The organism is Vibrio sp. 10N.239.311.G01 (assembly GCF_041465805.1).
GTDB classification, from domain to species: domain Bacteria; phylum Pseudomonadota; class Gammaproteobacteria; order Enterobacterales; family Vibrionaceae; genus Vibrio; species Vibrio crassostreae_C.
Genome location: NZ_JBFSRM010000001.1, coordinates 233,406 through 255,840 on the forward strand (window position 1 = coordinate 233,406; position 22,435 = coordinate 255,840).

Genomic DNA, 22,435 nt, shown 5'->3' on the forward strand with positions numbered 1-22,435 from the left:
AAGATACCTCTACGAGTACTAACATCGACAAGCTATAGATATATGGAGAATAAAATGGCTGGTGTATTGGGAATGATTCTTGCTGGTGGTGAAGGCTCTCGCTTAAGACCTTTAACTGAATCTCGCAGCAAACCCTCGGTTCCTTTCGGTGGTAGTTACCGCTTAATTGATTTCGCTTTGAACAACTTCGTTAATGCTGATCTAATGAAGATCTACGTATTAACACAATTTAAGTCACAGTCACTGTTCCACCATATGAAAAAAGGCTGGAATATCAGTGGTATAACAGACCGTTTTATCGACCCAATTCCTGCGCAAATGCGTAAAGGAAAGCGTTGGTATGAAGGCACAGCAGATGCTATCTACCAAAACATGGGCTTTATGGAGTTGGAAGAACCTGATCAAGTATGTATTTTTGGTTCAGACCATATTTATAAGATGGACATCAAACAGATGCTTGATTTCCATAAAGAGAAGAAAGCGGCTCTAACAGTATCAGCATTGCGCATGCCGCTTGCTGAAGCATCAGAATTCGGTGTTATTGAGGTTGATGCTGACGGCCGTATGATTGGCTTTGAAGAGAAACCTGCAAATCCGAAGTCGATCCCGGGCGATCCAGAATCAGCGCTCGTTTCAATGGGCAACTACGTGTTCGAAGCGAAAGAGCTTTTTGCCGAACTAACGGAAGATGCTGATAGAGAAGGTTCGACACACGATTTCGGCAAAGACATTATTCCAAACATGTTCCCACGTGGTGATGTGTTTGTTTATGATTTCAGCACCAACCGTATTACTGGTGAGAAAGAAGAAGTTTACTGGCGCGATGTAGGTACGATTGACGCGTACTGGCAAGCGCACATGGACCTTCTTAAGAAAGATGCGCCATTCTCGCTATACAACCGTAAATGGCCTCTACACACTTATTACCCGCCACTACCACCAGCTACGTTTACTGATTCGGCAAATGGTCGAATTCAGATCATTGATAGCCTTGTGTGTAGCGGTAGTTATGTACGTGGTTCGCGTATTGAAAAGAGTGTACTGGGCTTCCGCAGCAATATCGCATCAGCGTGTGATATTAGCGAAAGCATCTTACTCGGTGATGTAAAAGTGGGTGAGGGTTGTATCTTGCGCCGCGTTATCATTGATAAAGACGCAGATATCGCACCGGGTACACAGATTGGTGTAAATCTGACAGAAGACAAAAAGCATTACCACGTATCTGACGATGGTGTCGTAGTGATTTCTAAAGGAGCACGAGTTGGTTACTAAGACTCTCTCGGTACTTTTTGTAGCGTCTGAAGTTGAAGGCTTGATTAAAAGTGGTGGCTTGGCTGATGTAGCCAAGGCACTGCCGAAAGCGTTGCAAACACTCGAACAGGACGTTCGAGTGACTATCCCCGCATATAGAAACATTCCAAACATTGATTCAGCAGAAGTTATTTTATCGACTGAACTCGATCATTGGCCTCATACGGCTTATCAAGTTAAAAAACTGAGCGTAGAAGGCGTTCCAGTTTTTGGTATTGAATGTGCCAAGTATTTCGACCGCCCGGAAATGTACGCAGAAAACAATCAAGCTTATGCTGATAACGGAGAGCGCTTCTCGTTCTTTAGTGCAGCCTGTCTTGATATGCTTCCTAAGCTTGGTTTTCAACCGGATATCATTCATGCAAATGACTGGCATACTGGTTTCGTTCCTTTCTTGCTTAAATCGCGTTATCAACAACACGATTTCTTTGAAAATACGCGCAGTGTTATCTCGATCCACAATGCGGTTTTCAAAGGTGTGTTCGCATACGATGAACTTCAATTCCTGCCAGAGATGCACAGTTACCATGCGCCTGAAGCTTCAGTGAGTGACACTCATGTCACTATGCTAAGAGCTGGAGTGATGTGTGCGGATAAAGTGAACGCAGTAAGTCCTACCTATGCAGAAGAGTTGAAAACGGAATTAGGTAGCCACGGTATGGCTGCAGAATTCCAACACAGATCTGCTGATCTGTTCGGCATTTTGAATGGGTGTGATTATGGGGCTTGGAATCCGGAAACTGATGCTTTCCTTCCTCGTAAATACAAAGCGACCAAGCACAGCATGGCTCGCGGAAAATCAGCTTGTAAGCAAAAACTGCAACAAGATGTAGGTTTACCCGTTGCCGATTGCGCGGTTTATGGCATGGTTTGTCGCTTGACGAATCAAAAAGGTGTTCATTACTTACTGCCTATCATCGAACAGTTTTTGAAAAATGATCTTCAGATCGTGATTGTCGGTACTGGCGATCCGGTTTTGGCGAGTCAATTGAAAGAGCTATCAGCGCTTCACTCAGATAAGTTCTCGTTCGTAGAAGCGTACAATAATGAACTTGCGCACTTGGTTGAAGCAGGCTCTGATTTCTTCTTGATGCCTTCGGAATTTGAACCGTGTGGCTTAAACCAAATCTACAGCATGGCTTACGGTACTTTGCCGATTGTTCGTTCTGTGGGAGGTTTAAAAGACAGCGTGAATGATTACGATGAAGATCCTGAAGTCGCGACTGGGTTTGCTTTTGAAGAGCCAACACCGCAAGCGTTATTGGCTGTGTTACATCGTTCATTACTGCTTTACGCACAAAACCCATCTGAAATTAAGCGTGTTCAGCTTTATGCGATGCAGCAAGATTTTAGTTGGGAAGATGCGGCTAAAGAATACCTAGCTATGTATCATTCAGCATTTTAACTTGTTGACTTAGCTTTAAAGTTAGCTGGCGAGCAACTGCCGCTCGTACTAAATGAAGGCGCTCTAATTGTAGAGTGCCTTTTGGTTTCCTGGTCAGAGCACATCACGTTTACGAAGACAAAGCTTGCAAACTCATTTTAGTCAGGTAGAAAAGGTGAGGTAGGTATTCACATGACTAATGATATGTTTGACACTATTATCACTTAAAGTTCTTAATAGCGTGGTATCCTTAGTCATCGCCTCGTGATGAGGCATAGCTCCATTCCAATAATTAAAGCGATAGGTATGTCTGAGAGTTTACTATTTCATAAAACATTTACTCACCCTACGAGCGATGAGTGGGTTGTATTTGTGCATGGCGCAGGAGGCAGTTCCTCCATCTGGTTCAAGCAGATCAAAGCGTATAAACAGCATTTCAACTTACTTCTCATTGATCTGAGAGGGCACGGTAAATCAGACAATATACTTAAAGGGCTGATTTCGAATCGTTATACGTTCAAATCGGTGACGCTTGATATTCTTAAAGTGTTAGACCATCTTAAGATCCGTTCTGCACATTTCGTTGGCATGTCTTTGGGCACGATTATTGTGCGTAACGTTGCCGAACTGGCGGCTGGCCGTGTACGTTCAATGGTACTGGGTGGCGCTGTCACCAAGCTAAACACTCGCTCTCAAGTGTTAATCAAGTTGGGTAACCTCAGCAAGCACATCATTCCTTACATGTGGTTATACAGCCTTTTTGCTTATGTTGTGATGCCACAAAAAAGCCAAAAAGAGTCTCGTCACCTTTTTATCCGCGAAGCCAAAAAACTGTGCCAGAAAGAATTTAAACGCTGGTTTATCTTAACAGCTGATGTAAACCCCTTGATGAAATATTTTAAAGATAGAGAGCTACCAATACCGACTCTTTATTTGATGGGTGAACGTGACTACATGTTTATTAAGCCTGTAAAAGAAATGGTTGCAGCGCATGAATCGAGCGAGCTAGTAGAAATCCCGAATTGTGGACACGTGTGTAACGTGGAAAACCCTGAAGAGTTTAATCAGCGTTCGATTGCGTTTATTCAAAAACAAATTCAGTGATTTTCTAGGCGTGAAATCAAAGATGATGAGTTAATCGAATTGAAATAAAAACGGGAAGCTAACTTTAGCTTCCCGTTTTTAATTGGAGGAGGTATCTGACCGAATCGTTCTATCAGGTCACTGAAACCCTGCTATTCAGGTGAGGCAGCACCGCACTGCCAGCAAGAGCCGAATTGCGCTTCGTTGACTTCATGACACTCACCACAACGCCACTCTTCATAGATGATCGAATCTTGCTGCTTTTGGTAGTCATTGACAAGCATGCGAGCTTTACTGGCCAATTCTGGCTCATATAACCATACGTAAGGGTCAGTTTCTTCAGTGAATGGGATTTCCCCTTTCAATCCGAACAACCCCTCGCCACGGACTTCACAGGCAATATTCTCGCTTTCTAACAACCCACAGATGATATGAGCTTCTGTCGGATTCGATGCACTGAAGATTTTCATTGAATTAGAACCTTATTCGGCTATCTGTGTTATTTAGTTATTATAAATTATTCAGCTACGGGCGCTGAACGAAACTTACCCATCAACCATTTAGCCACTATTGGGAATATACCCAATAACGCAAATGACAATAGTACTGAAGGGGAGACGATGCCCGAAAGTGAATCAATTTCTGCGAGCTGAGTACCAGCATTCAAGAAAACCGCCGTCCCCGGTAACATCCCGATTTGACTCGTAAGGTAGTAACGACTCACTGACATGGGTGTTAGACCCATCAATAGGTTGATAAGGAAAAATGGGAATACAGGAATCAGACGCAGAGAAAACAGGTAAAATGCGCCGTCTTTTTCAACCCCCTTGTTAATCGTCGCCAATTTGTCACCAAACTTGGTTTGAATCCAGTCACGCAACAGGTAACGGCTACTTAAGAAGGCTAAGGTCGCACCGATCGCACTTGCGAAAGATACCAGCAGCAAGCTGTTCCAGAAGCCAAATAGCGCGGCCCCTAATAGGGTCACAACAGCGGCACCGGGAATGGAGAAAGCTGTAATCATTACATACGCGACAAAATAGATAGCGGCAGCCGCAATAAAGTTGCTGTCAATGTAGTCATTTAACACAGCTTGTTGGGCCTTAGCATTTTCAAGCGTTAAGTACTGGCCGAAATTGATGCCTAACAAGACGATGGTTACGACCAACACAATACCCAATATCATTTTCTTACTCATTGATACTTCCTCTAAATTTTCAATGCATACCGATAGTATAGATAGACAGGCAAAGCATAGATTAACTTTCACCAGATATAAAAAAAGCCGCAGTAAATGCGGCTTAGTTATGTATATAGATTGCACTGACAATGTTAATTGACGCGATTGATAAGCTCTTCGCGACGCTGCTGCGGTATAACAGACCAATGTGTACCATTAATCGCGCCTTCTAGCGCCCAAAGTAGTTCAATACTGACAGAAGACGCATGCGATTCTTTGATGGCGTTAAATGCGTTTACAGAGCCAGATTCATATAAACGTTCTACAGAATCGATCCCTGCCTTTTTCAACATACGCTCGGTAGCGAGTCGAAGATTAGGCAGATCTTTGAGTCGGGTCGGCTTAGCAGAAGACTGCTCAGCTTTTTCTTCTTTAGCAAAACCTAGAGACGTGGTTGCAAGCTGCAAGATTTTCTCTTGGTCTTGCCAGAGGCCTTCAGGTAAAGCGAAATATTTAGTAACGACAGGGAAACCACGTTTTTTGTAGACGTACGGTTGAAACCCTTGTTGTTCGAATTGTTTCGTTGTGCCTTTGTCTGCGCGTATGTGCAACTGGTCATTTACAACCAGAGCAAACATAGTGTCATCAGCAAAAAGACCGAAGCCACCAAACATTGAGCGTGATTTTATTTTTCCTAGGGACTCAAATAACTTCATCGAGTCCTTTAGTATCGGTTTATCCATGTTATTTATCTCGGTGTATTTGAACTACGCCACCAAATAAGCAGGTCCGAGAGATTAGCAAAATGTTGCAATTAAATTGTCAATAAGCCGTAAATTACTAAATTATTAGTAGTTACTGCATTTTGCCATCGGTAACCCCGCTACCATACCAACGAGTGGTTTAGGCCGGAAGCTTTGCGTCTCACTCTTTCGAGTGGTTTGCCCTGTGCGTGACTGATTGAATAGAATAAAGTTTTTGTTGAATGAAGCTCACAGTTGATATTTCAAAATGTGACATTGCTTCAATTAATGATCTTTCATTTATGCATAAGGGTTCATTATAGTTGCTGATAAAAAAAGCGCACCTAAAGGTGCGCTTGATGAAATTAAACTCGAATTATCAACTAATTTAACGTTTTAACTGTACTTCGTTCAACAATTTCAGGGTGCATTTCGAAGACGCGTTTTTCGTGGTCTTTGTCTTTGATGCGCTCTAATAGAATTTCGAATGCATTCTTACCAACACGACGTTTTGGTTGGTGAACGGTCGTTAGCGGCGGAGAGAAGTATTCAGCGAGTTCGATGTTGTCGTAACCGATCACTGAGATATCTTCTGGAATGCGAATGCCTTTTTCTTGCAGGCGGCTCATTAAGCCGAGTGCCATTGTATCGTTAAAGCAGAATACCGCTGTTGGACGATCTTCCATCTCAACGATTTGTTCTGCAGCAAGAACAGCCGTATCACACTCAAAGTTGCCTTCGATGATCATATTTTCATCAGCAGAAATCTTTGCTTCGTTGAGTGCGCGCTTGTAACCGGCAATACGTTCAACACATGCTGCTTTGTCTAAGTGGCCACTTAAACATGCAATCTTAGAGTGACCGCGTTCAATAAGGTATTTGGTCGCTAGGTAGCCACCTTCTTCTGAGTTATCGATGATCTTATCAGCCTGAGAGCTCTCAGGGCCCCAGTCCATGATAACTTTAGGGATGTCAGCGTGACGGTCTAACATCTCTCTTAGTTCTTCAGTTAGGTCTGAACACATAACTAAGATGCCATCTACACGTTTCTCTGCAAGCATTCGAATGTAGTCACGTTGCTTCTCATAGATACCGCCCGTATTACACAGGATCAAAGTGTAACCTTGACGGTAGCAGTAGCTCTCAACACCATCGATAACTTCAGAGAAGAATAGGTTAGTTGATTGAGTCACTAGCATGCCGATGGTGCGTGTTGTATTACACTTCAAACTACGAGCAACAGCACTTGGTGCATAGTTCAGTTCATCTACGGCTTTGTTTACTTTTTCTTGAGTTGCTTCTGCAACAAAGCGAGTTTTGTTGATTACGTGAGAAACGGTTGTTGTTGATACGCCGGCTAAGCGAGCGACATCTTTTATAGTGGCCATGGTTTTATCCTATTAGAAGCTACTTTCCCAAAGTACGGAATAAAGTAGCCGTTAAGCTACCTAACTAAGAGCTTAAATTTGTAGGGCTCTTTGGGTACTAAAGTGCTAAAAAACAAAAAACCGCTATTGAGCGGCTTGTCTTAACACCGAAATGCTCTGAACTTTAATAAGCATAGCATTTCGTGAATGTTTCATATTTTATCGTTTGCGGTCACAATTTTAGACTGACTAGAAATTACTCGCAATAAAATTCACCCAGAAATCCGGGTGAATTGTCACATTCTACTGAATTTATTTACCTAGTCATCCAAGAAGCTATTCACCAGCTAAATATTGAGTGTCTAATTGACAGAATGCGAGTAGCAAAGATGAGACACTAGCGTAGAAACCGAATTCATCAACGTCATGACATTTTACGTTGAACTTTGGTACCCAAGTCAGCAGTTGTTGTTCGATAAACTGCTGTTGAACGGCAAATAATTTCTCTAGCTCTTCTTCAATATCTGTTTCGTTTGAACGAATGATCAAGTTACCAAGGAAATCGAGTTCAATAGCAATGTGGTCTGCTGGCTCTTTTAGATCTTGGTTCACGATTAAGTTGTGCTTAGCCATGATCTCTTCCATATCTTTTGCTGGCTTATCATTCAAAAGGCCAGTTTCGCCGATATACATAGAAGCGTAAGGAAGAGCGCCGTGCTTATCTGTCTTTAAGAAAAGATCGCAAAAGTCTGCAGACAGTTCTAGCTGAGCATCTTCACGAGTTTGTAGGCGGTTCAGCGCATCCACTAACTTATCAATCGCTGGCTTTAGTGTCTCATTTTCGCCTAAACCAGTTAGGAAAGAACGAATTTCAACAGAGTGGTAGTGATCGAGTTCTTCTTGAGTGAGCTCTTTGGCAAATAAGCTTGATAGCCACCAGTATATTTCTGCTCTTTGCTCGTTGAACGCTTTCGTATCTTTCATTTGTTAGATCCTGACTTAGTCTTGTGATGTTGCTTATATGCATCTTGAAGTCACTTGGGCATAAGCACACCAAGGCTGAATAACAAGGTTATTTGCGAAACGCAAAGTTACTCGTTAGTAGTAATGCCTATATTGAATTGCGATGGACGATAAATAGCAAGGTTTAAGATTGTCTTGTATCAAAAAAAATCCATGTTTCTGGCTTTTATCTTCTGTACCACTAGAATTGTTACTAGTTATGAATAGAATAGTCACTGAAACTATTAAATAAGAAAAGTGGTGTAGATGAGCTATCACGTATTAGTCGTAGAAGATGATGTGGTAACCCGCAGTAAACTGGTTGGATACTTCCAGAACGAGGGTTACACAGTGAGCGAAGCAGAAAGCGGCGCTCAAATGAGAAACGTGTTAGAAGAAAACAACGTTGACCTCATTATGCTGGACATCAACTTACCAGGCGAAGATGGATTGATGCTAACTCGCGAATTACGCAGTCAATCAGACATTGGAATTATTTTAGTTACTGGACGCACGGATAGCATCGACAAGATCGTAGGCCTTGAAATGGGCGCTGACGATTACGTTACTAAACCCTTCGAACTTCGCGAGTTATTAGTTCGAGTTAAAAACCTACTTTGGCGTATCTCTGCTGCTCGTAAAACAGCAGCGGGCGCTGTAGAAGAAACATCAGATGAGTCTGTGGTTCGTTTTGGTGAGTGGACATTTGATATCCCTCGTCGTGCGTTAAGCAAGAACGGCGAACCAGTGAAACTGACCAAAGCAGAATACGAACTGCTAGTGGCTTTGTCTTCTTACCCTAATCAAGTATTAAGCCGCGAACGTATTTTGAATATGATTAGCCACCGAGTGGACGCGCCTAATGACCGTACTATCGACGTGCTGATTCGTCGTATGCGTGCAAAAATGGAGTTCGATCCTAAGAACCCACAAATCTTTGTGACGGTTCACGGTGAAGGTTACATGTTCGCTGGTGATTGATTTCCTTCGGGAGTGATTAATTAACAACGACATTTAAACGTAAAAAGCCGAGACATCATTGATGTCTCGGCTTTTTTATTACTCAGCTTTTACTGTTAACAACCAGAGAATCTACAAATACTTGGCGACTCTGTATGCTTAAGATGAGTTTAAAGATTCAATGGGCTTATTGAGGCTGAGCCGCGGAAACTTCACCGTCATCTTCAATTAAGCTGGAAGCTTCTGGAATAACAGGCTCTTCAACAATGTCATTGCTTGTATCTAGCCAATCACGCAGGCTTTGCCAAACCAATCCCATGGTTTCGTGCCAGTAACGCTCAGTCTGCTCAAGGTATAGCGCTTTCGGCATGTACTTTTCCCACGGCTCAACTATACCTTCTTGTGCAAGGTAGTTAGTTGGTGCCGGCAGTGGTTTCATTCCAGCAGCATTGAATTCGTTCAGTGCGCGAGTCATATGGCTCGCTGAAGTCACCAACACCATTCTTTTATTCTTAACGAACGCAGCGGCTTGGCGGGCTTCTTCCCAAGTGTCTTTTGCGGTTTCAAGCAGAATGATGTCGGGCTTTGCTACGCCAAGTGCTAAAGCCACTTTAGCCATCATTCTTGCGTTACTTACTTCAGTGCCTGCGCCATAGCCAGACAAAATGAGTTTTGCACCAGGGTAGAGGCGTAGAATACGAATCCCTTCACTTAAACGCATCAGGCCGGTGCGGCTAAGTTCTGATGTCGGTGGAATTTGGTCGTCTACGACGTGACCACTTCCAAGAACCATCACGTAATCGACGGTTTCATCGACAGGTAAAAATGCGGTGTGTTGCCTTTCCATTGGCATTAAAAGTTGACTAGAAACTGGCTGGAAAGCGATTAGGAAAATACCACATAGGGCTGAGAGGGTGATTAGGCAACCAGTCTTCCTTTTGGTAGTAAACATCACTAGGGCTAAACCCAGAAAAGCGAGAATTAACATTGCTGGCAGTGGCATCAATAGCGAAGACACTACTTTTTTCAGCTCAAACATATCCGAATAGTCCGAAAAAACATCACTTAGTAGTAAAAAGAGACATCGCCTCTTTATTCCTGAAATTCCTGTGACAGAATAGCAGGCACGATAGGACATAATAACTCAAGTAGCCGTGACTGAAGACCGTAATTTCGACGATATTGCCCACAAATTTGCAAAAAATATTTACGGCTCTGACAAAGGAGAGATCCGTCAGATCATCGTATGGGAAGATTTAGAACAAGCTTTGAGCAAGTTTGAGCAATCAGCTTCGCCGCTGCATGTGCTTGATGCTGGAGGCGGCCTTGCGCAGATGTCGCAAAAAATTGCGTCGCTTGGGCATAACGTTTCTCTGTGTGATCTCTCTTCTGAAATGCTGAAGCTCGCCGAAGAAAGTATCAGCGAAGCGGGTTTGCTAGAGCAATATCGATTTATTCATTCACCGGTACAAAAAGTCGCAGAACATCTCGATGAGAAAGTCGATTTTGTGATGTTTCATGCCGTAATGGAATGGTTAGCCGATCCTAAAGAGGCGCTTGATTTATTGCTTGAACAAGTTAAGCCAGGTGGTGTTGCCTCGATAATGTTTTACAACCACCACGGATTAGTCCTGAAAAATGTGATTTGTGGCAACATTCCTCATGTATTGAATGGGATGCCACATCGAAAACGGTTTAAGCTGCAACCACAAAAAGGCTTGAAGCCGGAAGAGGTTTATCAATGGATAGAAGACGCTGGTCTAGAAATCTGTGGTAAATCAGGCATTCGCTCTTTCAGTGACTACATAGGTAATATGGAGTACATGGGCGATTACCAATTTGAAGATGTATTGGAACTGGAAAAACAGCTATGTCGTCAAGAGCCATATCTGTCACTAGGCCGTTATATTCACGTTTGGGCTCAAAAACCTGCGCAATAACAGCGGTGAATGTGGTAAAAGAAGCCACAACATGCGCTATGCAATCGTAAGAAGCCCGCGTCATAAAGAAATAGGCGTCATATCTAATACATTCGATATGACGAAGAACAGTAACAGGAACCACAATGAGTGAAATGACTCAAACTGCCGAAGAGCAGCCAATTGATGAGTTGGTGGGCTGGGTCAAGCAGCATGATTTTTCATTAAACTTGCCACCAGAGCGCTTAGCATTTTTGATTGCTATCGCAGTACTAAGCAATGAAAGGTTCGATGAAGAGTTGGGCGAGGGTGAACTGCACGATGCATTTACCATCGTCACTCGACTGTTTGAAGATACTGGCGAAGCGTCCGCGTTTCGTGCCAACAATGCCATCAACGAGTTAGTTAAACAGAAGTTGATTAGCCGCTTTACCAGCGAAATCACCGATGGTGCGAGTATTTATCGCTTATCACCATTGGCGATTGGTATTTCAGATTATTACTTACGCCACCGTCAGTTCTCTAAGTTAAAACTGTCTATCCAGCTTTCTATGGTTGCGGACGAGATGGCAAAAGCCATTGAAGCAGCACAAAAAGGCGGAACTCCAGGACATTGGAGAAAGAATGTTTACGGCGTGCTCAAGTATTCTGTTGGTGAAATTTTCGATCAGATTGATCTTAACCAACGTGTTATGGATGAGCAGCAGCAAACCGTTAAACAGCAAATTGCCGACCTTTTAAACAAGGATTGGCGAGAGGCGATTAACAACTGTGAAACCTTGCTTTCAGAAACCTCGTCCACACTAAAAGAATTGCAAGACACCTTGCAAGCGGCGGGGGATGAACTGCAAACACAGATCCTCGATATTCAAGAAATTGTTTACGGTGACGATGAACTCGAGTTCGTTGGCGAAACCCTGTTCGGCTTGCAGATGAAGCTAGACCGAATCACCAGTTGGGGCCAACAAGCCATCGATTTATGGATCGGCTACGACCGCCATGTTCACAAGTTCATCCGTACCGCGATTGATATGGATAAAAACCGCGCCTTTAGCCAGCGCTTGCGTCAGTCAGTCACTGACTACTTTGATGCGCCTTGGTTATTGACCTACGCCGATGCTGAGAAGCTGACGGATCTTCGTGATGAAGCGCTCGTGCTTCGTGATGACGAAGTGATGGGACAAGCACCAATCGACGTAGAGTACGAAGAATTTGAGCAAGTAAATGACCTGCTTTCAGATCGAATTGCAGAGATGTTAAAAGCTCACAAACAGCAAGGCGCGCCAATTGATCTTGGCCTTGTGTTACGCGATTACCTCGCTGCACACCCTCGCACACACCATTTTGATTTAGCCAGAATTGTTGTCGACCAAGCCGTGCGCTTAGGTTACTCAGAGTCTGACTATCAGGCTATTCAGCCAGATTGGCAGGCAATTAACGATTTCGGTGCAAAGGTACAAGCAAATGTCATTAACAAGTACTGATGATTACATGCCAGAGAAACTGGTAAAAGCGATAGCGAACCCACTGTTCCCTGCGCTAGATAGCATGCTGCGTTCAGGTAAGCATGTTTCAACAGAAGACCTAGATAACCACGCGTTGCTGTCTGATTTTGAAGTTGAGCTTCAGCATTTCTATCAACGCTACAATACGGAATTGGTAAAAGCGCCGGAAGGTTTCTATTACCTGCGTCCGCGTTCTACGTCTCTGATTGGTCGTAGTGTGTTGTCTGAGCTCGACATGTTGGTTGGAAAGGTGTTGTGTTTCTTATACCTAAGCCCAGAACGTCTTGCTCATGAAGGTATCTTCACCAACCAAGAACTGTTTGATGAGTTGATGTCGTTAGCGGATGAGAAAAAACTCATGAAGCTAGCAACCAACCGTGCGTCTGGTTCTGACCTAGATAAAGAAAAGCTGTTCGAAAAAGTACGTACTTCTCTACGTCGTTTACGCCGTATCGGCATGCTGATTGCGATTGGTGAAACCGGCAAGTTCCGTATCAGCGAAGCGGTATTCCGTTTTGGCGCTGACGTTCGTGTTGGCGATGATATGAAAGAAGCGCAGTTACGTCTTATCCGTGATGGTGAAGCTGTGGTGCATACCCAAGAGCCTAACCAAGGTAGCTTGTTGAATGAAGAACAAGCGGAAGCCACATCAGAAGTAGATGCAGACGTAGACGAAAACGGTCAACAAGACATTTTTAACGATCAAGCTGACTTTGACCTTGAGTCAAATGCTGGCGAACAAACAAAAGTAGAAGGTGAAGCATGATTGAAAGAGGTAAGTATCAATCATTAACCATGGTCAACTGGAACGGCTTCTTTGCGCGTACTTTTGATATTGATGGATTGGTTACAACGCTTTCTGGCGGTAACGGTGCGGGTAAGTCGACCACAATGGCGGCATTCATCACAGCACTGATCCCTGACCAAAGCCTTCTGCATTTCCGTAACACAACGGAAGCGGGTAGCTCACAGTCATCTCGTGATAAAGGCCTTTACGGTAAGCTTCAGCCAGGCGCATGTTATGCCGCACTAGATGTTGTGAACTCTCGTAATCAGCGTCTATTGTTTGCAGTAAAACTGCAGCAAGTCGCGGGTCGTGATAAGAAAGTCGACATTAAACCGTTCGTTATCCAAGGCCTTCCAAGCCATGTGAAACCAACGGATGTGTTGATTCAGAACGTTTCAGACAGCCACGCTCGCGTATGTCAGTTGAACGACGTGAAAGCGGCGGTTGCACAATACGAAGGCACGCATTTTAAGGCCTTCTCTTCGATTGTTGATTACCACTCGCAAATGTTTGAATACGGTGTGGTACCGAAGAAACTACGTAACAGCAGCGACCGTTCTAAGTTCTACCGCCTAATTGAAGCATCACTTTACGGTGGTATCTCAAGTGCGATTACGCGTTCTCTGCGTGATTATCTGTTACCGCAAAATGGTGGTGTGAAGAAAGCGTTCCAAGACATGGAATCAGCACTACGCGAAAACCGTATGACGCTAGAAGCGATCAAAACGACTCAGTCGGATCGTGATTTGTTTAAGCACTTGATCACTGAATCTACGAACTACGTGGCAGCAGATTACATGCGCCATGCTAACGATCGTCGCAACAAGCTTGATCAAACCATGAAGTTCCGTGGTGAGCTGTTTGGTTCTCGTGAAACCTTGCTTGATCAAAACAACTTGTTGAACCGCGTTCAAGAAGAACTAGAGTTACTTGTCGATCAAGAATCAGCACTAGAGCAAGATTACCAAGCGGCTTCGGATCATCTGCAATTAGTTCAAACTGCACTTCGTCAGCAAGAGAAAATTGCCCGCTACAGCGAAGATCTAGAAGAGCTTAACGAGCGTCTAGAAGAGCAAATGATGGTGGTTGAAGAAGCTCAAGAGCGAGTACTTCTTGCTGAAGAGCAGGCAACCATCACTGAAGAAGAAGTGGATAGCCTGAAAACTCAGCTTGCTGACTACCAACAAGCATTGGATGTTCAGCAGACTCGTGCACTTCAATACCAGCAAGCGGTTCAAGCATTAGAGAAAACTAAGCAGCTACTTGGTGATGAGTCTATTACGGCAGAAAGCGCACTAACTCTGGTTTCTGAGCTAAAATCACAAGAAGAATCAAGCACTCAAACGCTGCTGTCTACTAAACATAAACTAGACATGTCTTCTGCTGCTTCTGCGCAGTTCGACAAAGCGCTCGCTCTTGTTAAAAGTATTGTGGGTGACGTTGAGCGTAAAGAAGCGTCTCAAAGCGCTAAGCAAGCTTTAGAAAAAGGCCGTAACGCAAAACACGTTGTTGAAAATGAACAGCAGTGGCGTGCTCAGCACCGCGATATGGCTCGTGATGTGGCTCAGCAGCGTCAAGCAAAAGAGCTAGCGACTGAATACCAAAAGCAACACAACATCTCACTGACTGACGAAGCGGTTTTCGATGAAGAACGTGAACGTCATGCTATGCAGATCGAGTCTCTTGAGTACGCTCAAGAAGAGCTGCGTGAAGCGAAGAGTGAGCAACGTCGTGTACAACAAAACCACGATCAAGAGATTCAAAAACTTGAGTCTATTGCTCCAGCATGGATCACGGCAAACGATGCGCTTGAAGCATTAAGAGATCAAACCGACGCTGAGCTAGAAGATAGCCAAGCGGTGATGACTCAAATGCAACAAGTGCTTGAAGATGAGAAATCTCAAGCGGTAGCAAAAGATCAGTTGGCTACGCGCCGAGCTGAACTTGAGCACGAAATTGAGCGTTTAGCGTCTCCAGGTGGTTCTAACGATCCTCGCCTCAAAGGCCTAGCGGATACGCTTGGTGGCGTGCTGCTTTCTGAGATCTACGATGATATCACTATTGGTGATGCGCCGTACTTCAGTGCGATGTACGGCCCGGCTCGTCACGCAATTGTGGTTTCTGATCTTGATGGTATTAAAGAGAAGCTGGTGGATCTTGATGATTGTCCAGAAGACCTTTACATCCTAGAAGGCGATGTCGACGCGTTTGATGACAGTTCATTCAATGCCGATGAGCTTGAAGGCGCAGTGTGTGTTCAGCTGAACGATCGCCAAATGCGTTACTCTCGTTTCCCTGAGATCCCACTGTTTGGCCGTGCGGCTCGTGAACAACGTCTAGAGAAATTGCGCGAAGAGCGTGACGTTGTGGTTGAAAACCACGCGAAGGCAGCGTTTGACTCTCAAAAACTGAATCGCCTATACCAAGCATTCAACAGCTTTGTTGCGAAGCACCTGCACGTTGCGTTTAACGCAGACCCAGAGCAAGCACTTGCTGCGATTCATGATAAGCGTAATCAAATTGTTCGTTCTCTGGCTGAGCTTAACTCTAAAGAGCAGCAGCAACGCAGTCAGCTTCTACAAAGCAAGCAGGCACTTGGTGCGCTAGATAAATTAGCACCAATGGTTCGTATTTTAGAAGACGAAACATTGGCTGAGCGTTTAGCTGAATTAGAAGCGCAACTAGAGCGTTTAAGTGAAGCGAAATCTTACTTGAATACGCACGGCAAGGCGCTTACTTCTCTAGAACAGTTCGTATCTGCACTAGACGCTGACCCAGAGCAATTCGAAGCTTTGGAAGCAGAGTACCGTCAAGCAGACAACGCGCTACAAACGCTAAAAGGCAAAGTGTTCGCACTGTCTGATCTGATTGAGCGTCGTCATTACTTTGCTTACGCGGATTCTGTTGATTTGCTTAATAAGAGCAGTGAACTGAGCGAGCAACTGAAAGCGAAGTTGGTTCAAGCTGAACAAGCAAGAACCAAAGGCCGCGATGGCTTGAAGCAAGCTCGCGAACAGATGAACCAATACAACCAAGTATTGGCGGCACTGAAGAGCTCACATCAAGCGAAGCAAGAAACGGTTCAAGAGTTCAAACAAGAGCTACAAGAGTTCGGCGTAAACGCTGACGAAGGCGCTGAAGAGCGTGCTGTACGTCTTCGTGACGAGCTTCAAGAGCGTCTGCACACATCTCGCAGCCGTAAGAGTGAATACGAGCGTACGATTACGTCAACTGAACTTGAGATGAAAGCACTGGCTAAGCGTCTTAAGAAAGTTCAAAAAGAGTACACCGAGCTTCGTACTTTCGTTGTTGCAGCGAAAGCGGGTTGGTGTTCAGTACTTCGTTTAGCTCGTGAGAATGATGTTGAACGTCGTCTGCATAAACGTGAACTGGCTTATCTAACGGCAGGCGAGCTTCGCTCTATGTCGGATAAATCACTGGGTGCGCTACGTCTGGCGGTAGCCGACAATGACGACCTGCGTGATTCGCTGCGTTTATCTGAAGACAACGCGCATCCAGAGCGTAAAGTTCTGTTCTACATTGCGGTTTACCAACACCTTCGTGAGCGTATTCGCCAAGATATTATTCACACGGATGATCCGGTTGAAGCAATCGAAGAGATGGAAGTGGAGCTAGCTCGACTAACAGAAGAGTTGACGCAGCGTGAAAATCGCCTGGCAATCAGCTCTGAGTCCGTAGCAAGCATCATCAAGAAAACGATTCAGCGCGAGCAGAACCGTATTCGAATGCTGAACCAAGGTTTGTCTAACATTTACTTTGGTCAGGTTAAAGGCGTACGTCTGAACGTTAAGATCCGTGAAAGCCACGAGATCTTGCTATCAGGGCTAGCAACTCAACAAGAGCAACACAAAGACTTGTTTGAATCAACGCGCTTTACCTTCTCAGAAGCGATGGCGAAGTTGTTCCAACGAGTGAACCCGCATATCGATATGGGTCAACGTTCTCCACAGGTTCTTGGTGAAGAGCTACTGGATTACCGTAACTACCTAGAGCTGAGTGTTGAAGTTAACCGTGGTTCAGATGGTTGGTTACAAGCTGAATCGGGCGCATTGTCTACGGGTGAGGCGATCGGTACGGGTCAGTCAATCCTATTGATGGTTATTCAGAGCTGGGAAGAGGAATCTCGTCGACTTCGCAGTAAAGACATCGTTCCATGTCGTTTGTTGTTCCTTGATGAAGCAGCACGTTTGGATTCTAAGTCGATCTCTACGCTGTTTGAACTGTGTGACCGTTTGGGTATGCAACTTCTGATTGCAGCACCTGAAAACATTAGCCCAGAGAAAGGTACAACCTACAAACTGGTTCGTAAGGTCTTCAAAGACCACGAACACGTACATGTTGTTGGCCTGCGCGGTTTTGCTCAAAACAAACCAGCATCTCCGGTGCAAGAGCTTATCGAAGAAACTGAGCAATAACTTTGATAGCCGAATTATAATCTTGATAGCCGAGCAATAACCTTGATAGCCGAGCAATAACCTTGATAGCTTAGCTATAAGCTCGAAAGCGACTCAATGATATTTGTTCAAAGCCCCTAATCATTAGGGGCTTTTTTGTACCTTGAATCTAATTTCTTACTTCTTACTTCTTACTTCTTACTTCTTACTTCTACAGCAGAACCCCTCCCGCTTAATCCTTTCGTCGACACTGATAAGACCACTCATACATTATGGTTATTATCAATGGAACTTGTTTGAGGTCACACGCACAAAACCACAAATAATGTATGGTAATGACATAGATTTAATAATATTAATAATATTGTATTACTTAAATTTTAATTGTTGATAACTCGCGTGTGCGAAAGGTAAAGGTAGGACTTAGGTATGATTCAAATCGTTATTGATGGGAAATATCGAATCGTCGAGCAAGGACAAACCGTTCTTGAAGCGGCAAAAACATGTGGTTTGGAAATCCCATCTTTATGTGGTTTGAATAAAACAGCGGATAAAGTGCCGTGTGATTTGTGTGTCGTTGAAGTTGATGGCGTTGGTGTTACTCGCTCTTGTGAGCTTGAAGTGTCTAATGGGTTGAATATTACCACTCAGTCAAAACAGTTAACGAATCATCGACAAGAAGCGTTGAATCGCATTATGACCGATCACTACGCTGACTGTGAGGCGCCATGCCAAACAGCCTGTCCTGCTGGGGTCGACATCCAATCTTACCTGCACCATATTGCTCAAAATGATCACATCAAAGCGATTGAAGTGATCAAAAAGACATTACCAATGCCGCTTTCAATTGGTCGTGTGTGTCCTGCTTTCTGTGAAACCGAATGTCGTCGTAACTTGGTTGATGAATCCATTGCGATTCGCCAACTCAAACGACACGCTGCCGACGCGGATTTAGCGACTCAAGAGAGCTACATGCCAGCTAAGAAACCGAATAAAGGCAAGAGTATTGCAATTGTCGGTAGTGGCCCCGGTGGTCTTACGGCGGGTTATTACCTATCTAACGAAGGCTATGATGTCAGTGTCTATGAGTCGATGCCGCAAGCGGGTGGTTGGCTGCGTTACGGTATCCCTGAATATCGCTTACCTAAGTCGATTCTAGATAAAGAAATCGAGTTGATGTGTCGCAACGGAATGGTGGTTGAGTGCGGTAAAAAACTCGGTGTTGATTTTACACTGTCTGATTTAAGTAACGATTTTGATGCGGTTTGTTTAGCCGTTGGTGCATCGCAAGCGGTCGAGATGAATTACCCGGGTAGCGAACTCGGAGGTTGTTATTTGGGTGTCGATTATCTGAAAGATTACGTGACCGATCAGCAGTACGTCACTGGTAAAAAGGTTGCCGTGATCGGTGGCGGTAATACAGCGATTGACTGTGCTCGAACCGCAGTTCGTGATGGCGCGGATACTACGCTGATTTATCGTCGTACTCGAGATGAGATGCCAGCAGAAGATTACGAAATCGAAGAAGCTGAACATGAGGGTGTGAAGTTCCACTTCTTAACCAACCCTGCAGAAAACATAGCCGATGAAAATGGTCATGTATCAGAAATACGATTAGAACGAATGGCTTTGGGTCCTGCTGATGCTTCAGGCCGCCGCAGCCCTAAACCAACTGGCGAGTTCTTTGTTGAAGCGTTTGATACGGTTATTGCTGCCGTGTCGCAAAAGCCTGATCTGAGCTTTATGGACAATGAAGCGATTGATATTCCTCTTACTCGTTGGAATACCGCAGATGCTGATCCACAAACCATGCATACCGGAACCGGAAATATTTTCAGTATTGGTGATTTCCGACGCGGCCCTGCAACCGCAGTCGAAGCGGTGGGGGATGGGCGTATTGCTGCACAAGCGATCGATCGCTTCTTCCATGGTGATATGGACAATATTCCAGCCAAACCGTTTAACTCAAGAAAGCACAAACAGCTCAAAGCGGTGGATCCTGAGCAATACCAGTCGATACAACGCATGGCTCGTAAGATCATGCCAGAACTAACGCCCGAGCAGCGTGAACAAAGCTTTGATGAAGTAGAAACAGGGTTTGAGAATGCTGATGCAATAGCGGAAGCTGCAAGATGTCTAGAGTGTGGCTGCCAAGCCAATACCGATTGCGACCTACGAGACTACTCGACCGAATACAAAGCAACGCAAACGCATCCAGAGTACAAAATCGATGTGGCTTCGAATGAGAGTTGGCAGGCGATTCGTGCTGAAGAAGCGAAGGTCGGGTTAACAAGGCAAAAATTTTCGGTCGATGACAGTTCTGAGTTCATTATCTTTGACGCCAACCGCTGTATTAGTTGTGGCCAGTGTATTCAAGCATGTCGAGAACAGAATGTTCATGGCGTTCTAAGCTTCATGAATCAATCGGATGGCAAACCTGCATCAAGACCTGAATGTCGCCCTAACTTTGGGGCAGATAAGACCTTAATGGGCGACTCAAACTGCGTTCAATGTGGATCGTGTATTCAAGCGTGTCCAACAGGTGCGATGGTAGACGCGAGAGATAGAAAACAAGGCGACACAGATATTCTCAAGAAGATCGATACTATCTGCACCTACTGTGGTGTGGGCTGTAAACTGACCATGCATGTAGACGAAGCGAAGAACAAAATCCGTTATATCGAGGGCGGTGATTCTCCGGTCAACGAGGGCATGCTGTGTGTTAAGGGACGTTTCGGTTTCGACTTCGTCGGCAGTGATGCCCGCCTTACAACACCGTTAATTCGTAAAGATGGCTGGTTACAACCAGCGAGTTGGGAAGAAGCCATTACGCTGATTGCCGATAAGTTCACGGCTATTAAACAAGGTTTTGGTAGCAATGCTCTAGCGGGTTTCTCATCGGCTAAAACCACCAATGAAGATAACTATGCCTTCCAAAAATTTATACGTCGTGAACTCGGTACCAATAACGTCGATCACTGTGCGCGCCTTTGTCACGCATCTACTGTTACTGGTTTAGAGGCTTCGCTAGGTAGCGGGGCGATGACCAATGATATTCCAAGCATCAAGCACTCAGATGTGATCTTTATTATTGGCTCCGACACCACGTCAGCACACCCAATTATTGGCTCGCATATCAAGCAAGCTGTGAGACATGGTGGAGCGAGATTGATCGTTGCCGATCCAAAACGAATCGATATTGCTGACCATGCTGAACTTTATTTAGCGCACCGACCGGGTACTGATGTAATGTTGATCAATGGTGTGATGCAGCAAATCATCAAACACGGTTGGTACGACCAAGAGTATATCGAAGACCGTGTGGATGGCTTTGATACCTTGCTTCAAGAGGTAATGTCACCAAGTTATTCACTAGACAAAGTGGAGCTGGTAACTGGCGTTAAAGCGGAAGACATCTTCGCAATGGCGCGATTGATTGGTACTGCAGAGCGTACAGCGGTGTACTACTCGATGGGCATTACGCAACATACCACTGGTCACGATAACGTTCGATCAATCGCTAACCTACAGCTCTTGTGTGGCAATATCGGAATTGAAGGCGGCGGTATCAACCCATTACGTGGTCAATCCAATGTTCAGGGTGCGTGTGACATGGGCGCATTGCCAAATAACCTTCCGGGTTATCAGAAAGTGTACAACCCAATGGTTCGTCAAAAATTCGCGATGGAGTGGGGTGTTTCTGACCTACCGGCTGAAACAGGCTTAACGTTGACCGAAATTATTGATGGAGCGTGTCATCGAGATGTTCGTGGTCTGTACGTAATGGGCGAGAACCCAGTGCTGAGTGACCCGAACCAAGCGCATGTGATTGAAGGTCTTGAAGCGTTAGATTTCCTCGTGGTTCAAGATATTTTCTTAACCGAAACCGCTCAATATGCCGATGTGGTGCTACCGTCTTGCTCGTTTGCTGAGAAGTCTGGTCATTTTACTAATACCGAGCGTCGTGTTCAGCGTATTAACCCGGCGGTATTGCCTCCAGGTGAAGCGAAAGAAGATTGGGTGATTATCCAAATGTTGGCTAATGCGATGGGCGGCAATTGGGAATATGACTCGGTTGCTGATATCACCAATGAGATAGCGCGTGTCACGCCACAGTATGGTGGTTTACGTTGGGAGAACATTACGGTGAACGGCGTGCAATGGCCAAGTAATAAGAACAACCCTGATGGCACACGTATCATGCACCAGACCCAATTTACGCGTGGGCGTGGTCAAATGGAGGCGATTCCGTTTAGATACGCTGCTGAGCTACCGGATGCGGAATACCCGTTAGTATTAACGACAGGCCGTATTCTAGAACAGTTCCACACCGGAACCATGACACGTAAAACAAAAGGGTTGGATAACTTAGCAGGGCCGCGTGCCATGGTGAGTGTTCATGATGCTGAAGCGCTAGGTATCTCGAATGGTCAGATGCTTAAGGTCTCAACACGTCGTGGTGAAATCGAAATCGCGGCCTTTGTGACTAAACGAATGCAAAAGGGTGTGGTATTTATTCCATTCCATTTTGTTGAATCACCAGTTAACCGTTTGACTACCACAGCGACTGATCCACACGCGAAGATCCCTGAATTTAAGGTGGCGGCTGTGCGTATTGATCCTATTCGTGAGCCTGAGAGTGAAGTAACATAGGCTTAATCATATTAGCTCGGTGAAGACGGCTGGCATTAAAAAGCCGCGTAACTCTCAGAGTTATGCGGCCTTTTTATCGAGCTAGATTCAGTATCAATAACTGAGTCGTTTCGCTTTAATTTAGAT

General features: G+C 44.8%; 15 protein-coding genes and 1 riboswitch. Of the genes, 9 read left to right on the forward strand and 6 right to left on the reverse strand.

Going from position 1 to position 22,435, the window contains the following annotated elements:
• Positions 1-42: 42 nt before the first annotated feature.
• The 3 genes from glgC (at position 43) to AB6D06_RS01015 (ending at position 3,799) form a co-directional block, all read left to right on the forward strand.
• A complete protein-coding gene (gene glgC / locus AB6D06_RS01005) occupies positions 43-1,272 on the forward strand; it encodes a glucose-1-phosphate adenylyltransferase (protein ID WP_080582251.1) in 1,230 nt (409 codons plus the stop codon).
• The gene (gene glgA, locus AB6D06_RS01010; RefSeq protein WP_017067845.1) at positions 1,262-2,716 is read left to right on the forward strand and encodes a glycogen synthase GlgA; all 1,455 of its coding nucleotides are present in this window, start codon (positions 1,262-1,264) and stop codon (positions 2,714-2,716) included. The genes glgC and glgA overlap by 11 nt, the downstream gene beginning before the upstream one ends.
• Positions 2,717-3,001: 285 nt before the next feature.
• Entirely contained in the window at positions 3,002-3,799 is a 798-nt protein-coding gene (locus tag AB6D06_RS01015) for an alpha/beta fold hydrolase (protein WP_017062100.1), read from the forward strand.
• Positions 3,800-3,930: 131 nt separating this feature from the next.
• On the opposite strand, the gene AB6D06_RS01020 is transcribed toward AB6D06_RS01015, so the two are convergent.
• The 5 genes from AB6D06_RS01020 to torD all read right to left on the reverse strand — a co-directional run bounded on the left by AB6D06_RS01020 (position 3,931) and on the right by torD (position 8,052).
• A complete protein-coding gene (locus tag AB6D06_RS01020) occupies positions 3,931-4,248 on the reverse strand; it encodes a DUF2007 domain-containing protein (protein ID WP_017062099.1) in 318 nt (105 codons plus the stop codon).
• Positions 4,249-4,295: 47 nt separating this feature from the next.
• The gene (locus AB6D06_RS01025) at positions 4,296-4,976 is read right to left on the reverse strand and encodes a TVP38/TMEM64 family protein (RefSeq protein ID WP_059020315.1); all 681 of its coding nucleotides are present in this window, start codon (positions 4,974-4,976) and stop codon (positions 4,296-4,298) included.
• A 134-nt stretch (positions 4,977-5,110) separates the two neighbouring features.
• Complete coding sequence (locus AB6D06_RS01030) at positions 5,111-5,701, reverse strand: TfoX/Sxy family DNA transformation protein (protein WP_019820997.1); 591 nt, start codon at positions 5,699-5,701, stop codon at positions 5,111-5,113.
• 127 nt (positions 5,702-5,828) lie between these two features.
• Positions 5,829-5,914: riboswitch (cyclic di-GMP riboswitch) on the reverse strand.
• Positions 5,915-6,084: 170 nt separating this feature from the next.
• A complete protein-coding gene (gene purR / locus AB6D06_RS01035; protein WP_017062096.1) occupies positions 6,085-7,089 on the reverse strand; it encodes an HTH-type transcriptional repressor PurR in 1,005 nt (334 codons plus the stop codon).
• Between the two features lie 315 nt (positions 7,090-7,404).
• On the reverse strand, positions 7,405-8,052 hold the full coding sequence (gene torD / locus AB6D06_RS01040; protein WP_102332488.1) for a molecular chaperone TorD: 648 nt from the start codon (positions 8,050-8,052) through the stop codon (positions 7,405-7,407).
• Between the two features lie 285 nt (positions 8,053-8,337).
• Here torD and torR point away from each other — a divergent pair, with 285 nt between their 5' ends.
• The gene (gene torR / locus AB6D06_RS01045; protein ID WP_017067841.1) at positions 8,338-9,051 is read left to right on the forward strand and encodes a two-component system response regulator TorR; all 714 of its coding nucleotides are present in this window, start codon (positions 8,338-8,340) and stop codon (positions 9,049-9,051) included.
• A 166-nt stretch (positions 9,052-9,217) separates the two neighbouring features.
• Here torR and elyC read toward each other — a convergent pair whose 3' ends face one another.
• Positions 9,218-10,069, reverse strand: a complete 852-nt coding sequence (gene elyC, locus AB6D06_RS01050; RefSeq protein ID WP_102332487.1) for an envelope biogenesis factor ElyC — start codon at positions 10,067-10,069, stop codon at positions 9,218-9,220.
• Between the two features lie 115 nt (positions 10,070-10,184).
• Between elyC and cmoM the strand changes: the two genes are divergently transcribed.
• From cmoM to fdhF, 5 genes are all read left to right on the forward strand, one after another.
• Entirely contained in the window at positions 10,185-10,970 is a 786-nt protein-coding gene (gene cmoM, locus AB6D06_RS01055; protein WP_017063509.1) for a tRNA uridine 5-oxyacetic acid(34) methyltransferase CmoM, read from the forward strand.
• A gap of 125 nt (positions 10,971-11,095) precedes the next feature.
• On the forward strand, positions 11,096-12,433 hold the full coding sequence (mukF, locus tag AB6D06_RS01060) for a chromosome partition protein MukF (protein WP_017055049.1): 1,338 nt from the start codon (positions 11,096-11,098) through the stop codon (positions 12,431-12,433).
• Positions 12,414-13,220 (forward strand): chromosome partition protein MukE, encoded by an 807-nt coding sequence (gene mukE / locus AB6D06_RS01065; RefSeq protein ID WP_017067527.1) that lies wholly within the window; start codon positions 12,414-12,416, stop codon positions 13,218-13,220. Before mukF ends, mukE begins: the two co-directional genes overlap by 20 nt.
• Positions 13,217-17,677: a chromosome partition protein MukB gene (gene mukB, locus AB6D06_RS01070; protein WP_372109831.1), complete on the forward strand. Its 4,461-nt coding sequence runs from the start codon at positions 13,217-13,219 to the stop codon at positions 17,675-17,677. Before mukE ends, mukB begins: the two co-directional genes overlap by 4 nt.
• Before the next feature lie 408 nt (positions 17,678-18,085).
• Complete coding sequence (gene fdhF, locus AB6D06_RS01075; RefSeq protein ID WP_372109832.1) at positions 18,086-22,309, forward strand: formate dehydrogenase subunit alpha; 4,224 nt, start codon at positions 18,086-18,088, stop codon at positions 22,307-22,309.
• Positions 22,310-22,435: the final 126 nt, after the last annotated feature.